General features: G+C 42.8%; 2 protein-coding genes. One reads left to right on the forward strand and one right to left on the reverse strand.

Annotation, left to right across the window (positions count from 1 at the left end):
* The coding region (locus AC1DPQ_RS21650) for a glycoside hydrolase family 43 protein (protein WP_477610839.1) at positions 1-1,316 on the reverse strand (1,316 nt) is incomplete at its 3' end.
* Between the two features lie 249 nt (positions 1,317-1,565).
* Here AC1DPQ_RS21650 and AC1DPQ_RS21655 point away from each other — a divergent pair.
* Complete coding sequence (locus tag AC1DPQ_RS21655) at positions 1,566-3,116, forward strand: glycoside hydrolase family 43 protein (protein ID WP_477580286.1); 1,551 nt, start codon at positions 1,566-1,568, stop codon at positions 3,114-3,116.
* Positions 3,117-3,484 lie beyond the last annotated feature (368 nt).

The raw sequence follows: 3,484 nt of genomic DNA on the forward strand, positions 1-3,484 counted from the left end.
CCTTTAATGGTTAGAAAAAGATCTTGTTTTCCTGTTGCGCCATTAACTTTGCAGCTCACTTCTTTCCATGTCTGCGCATCACCAGTGTTTGGCACGGCCAGTGTTCCAATTACTTTTCCGTCAGGGCTGCCTAAACGAAGTTCAATTTTGTTGTCCTTCCCAATACTTGCTACAGAAGCTGAAAACTTTTTTGCTCCTTTGCCGAAGTCTACGCCCCTAACTTTTATCCAATCTCCGTTTTTAATATGCGTAACATTTAARCCACCTTTGCTGCATGTTTCAGTTTTAACACCTTGTTGGTCACTCATCGTTTCGGCCTCCACACGCATGTAGGGATTTAATCCTTCCACCTGTGGTACTCCATCTGCCGTGTAGGTTACCTGTTCGATACTGCCATCGGCTCTGTAATTTAGCACCTCAACACCCAGATTTCTTTTAAATTCTGTAGGGATTCCCAATTTGTATGCTACAGCCCTGTTGTGGTAGGCGTGATACCATTGTCCTTTAAATTCGAAAATTCCCTGATGGTTATTGTTATTGTTTTTTGGCGGTTGCGCGGCAACAATTCCTCCATAGGTAAATCCAGTGGTAGGGCTTTTACTCATCATATAGTCGATGCGCATCTGCGCTTTCGGGTTGGTTGAGTAAGAGAAATAATAAATCCCATTGCGCTTATGCATCCATGAAGCCTCAAAAAATGCAGGAGCAGTAATAGATGTTGCAGGGCCATCTACGCTGATCATATCCCGGTTGAGTTTGATTACCCTAACATTGCTCTCGCCGTTACCGCCAAAGTACATATAGGCCTGGTCATCATCATCAATAAAGGTCATTGGATCGAATAACCACATGTTTGGTGCAGGAAGTACACCTGGCGTTTCGGTTTCAACGAGTTTTTTCCCAATGGGATCTTTAAATGGCCCTATCGGACTGCTTGAAGTTGCTACGCCGATGCCATTGCCACCATTTCCGAAGTATAGAAAAATTTTGCCGTCGCGGGCAATTGCTGCCGGAGCCCAGGTTCTGCCTGCCCAGGCTACATCTCTAGGTGCTTCAAATACAACACCATGGTCTGTCCAGTTTTTCATGTCGCTGCTCGAAATGCAAACGATCGATTTCATTTTGTATCCGCTATTTTTATCATAGGAGTTCTCATCATCGTTAGATGCGTAGAGATAGACTCTTCCGTTGTAAACAAGAGTGCCAGGATCCGCCAAATGGCGGTAGCCGACTATAACATCATCGGCGGAGCTGATTTGGGTGGTTGTAAGAAGAAACAGAAAAGCGCAGAAGGCTAGGATGGATTTAAGGTTCATAAAAGATAAATTTGGTTAATTTCAATCAATGCCGCTAAATTATTGAGAACCTTAGTCCGCAACTACTTTATTTCGTCAATTTTACTAGCACATTTGGTTAGTTTGCCTGTTTTTCTGTAACGGGATTGATTGAATTAAAAACATTTGTAACATAGATTTGAACAAAGCGGTTCGTTGATCTGCACATTTCTGAATAGCTTTGAATACCGAATATAAAAGCAGTGCAAGTTGAAAAGCTGACTAACCTGTATGAAGAATCTTAAATTATTTACATTATTGCTCTTTTTTGTGCTAAATGCAGTTTGTGTTGATGCGCAAAAAGCAACAAATCCGCTCATTTTTGCCGATGTACCCGACCTTTCGATGATCAGAGTAGGGAAAGTGTATTACATGAGCAGCACAACGATGCACATGAATCCCGGTGTGCCCATCATGAAATCAACCGATCTGGTAAACTGGAAAATTGTAAGTTATGCTTATGATACCCTCGGAAATGCTGAAGAATTAACTTTATCCAATGGAAAATGGGATTATGGGCGGGGATCGTGGGCAAGTAGCCTTCGTTTTCATCAAGGCATTTATTATGTAAGCACTTTCTCTGGTACCACAGGCAAAACGTATATCTACAGTACAAAAGATATCGAAAAAGGCCCGTGGAAACTCATGTATTTTAAACCTTCGCTCCATGATCATTCCCTGTTTTTTGAGGAAGGAAAAACTTACATGGTATACGGTACCGGCAAAATTATTTTGGTGGAATTAAAGGAAGATTTATCTGGAATAAAACCTGACACGAAACCCATAACGATTATCGAAAACGCAAGCCTTCCCTCAGGTACGGGTGCCGGATTACCAGCTGAGGGCTCGCAACTGTTTAAAATTAATGGCAAATATTATCTTTTTAACATTACCTGGCCACGAAATGGGATGCGTACAGTTGTGGTACACCGTTCCGACAAACTTGTCGGGCCATATGAAGGGCGGGTAGCACTTCAAGATAAGGGTGTTGCGCAGGGCGGTTTAATCAGTACGCCAGAAGGAAAATGGTTTTCTTATCTTTTTAGAGATTTTGGATCCGTTGGCCGCATTCCATATTTAGTTCCGGTTACCTGGGAAGATGGCTGGCCGGTGTTGGGTGTTGATGGTAAAGTTCCGGAAACATTGGAACTTCCGGTTAGTAGCGGCTTAATTCCCGGCATTGTGGCATCAGATGAATTTACCCGCAAAAAAGGCGAGCCCGCGCTTCCACTGGTATGGCAATGGAACCACAATCCAGATCATGCATTTTGGTCGCTAACTAAACGCCCAGGATTTTTACGGATTACCACCTCCAGATTGGATACTAATATTCTTCTGGCCCGCAATATATTAACCCAGCGTACCATCGGGCCCGTATCAACCGCAATCACTTCAATTGATATTTCCAATATGAAAACTGGAGACCAGGCGGGATTGATGTTGCTGCAACGCAAATTTGGCTGGGTAGGTGTAAAACATACAGGATCAAAGAAAACGGTGGTAACGGTAAGCGCCCAAAGCGGTAATGTAAATGGTGAAGATGTTCCTGCCGGACAGCAAACCATTTATCTCAAGGCAAGATGTGATTTTGAGAACCGAACAGATAAAGGTTATTTTTTTTACAGCTTTGATGGCAAAACCTGGAAAACGATAGGAGAGCCGCTGCAAATGTCGTATACACTTCCCCATTTTATAGGCTACCGTTTCGGACTGTTTAATTATGCAACTGAAAATGCTGGAGGATATGTTGACTTCGATTATTTTAGGATTGAAGCAAAATAGAATAGTTTGAGCCTAATCTTATCCAAGGGATAAATCGTAAAAAGATGTCACCCTGAGGGGTAATTTATTGTATAAAATCCATATGAGTGACGTTTAATTGATTTCTTTTGCCTTAAGGCACGGTCTTGCCTCGGCTCGCCGCCGCCGAAGGGCTCTTTCTTTTTGGCATCAAAAAGACCAGCACAGCTAGCTTGAATGCCGTTGAAAACATAAAGGCCTATGAAAAAACAAAAAATGCCGGCTGAAAATTTTTCTTTAGAGGTCAGTGGGGTGGCTTGAGTAGTGCGGTCCGAAAAATTTGTTAGGCCGGATGTCAGTAGAACGGGGATACCGTGCTAAGGCCTAGCTGAATGGAAATGCGATAAATG

This window comes from Pedobacter sp. 01T416_2, assembly GCF_056398925.1.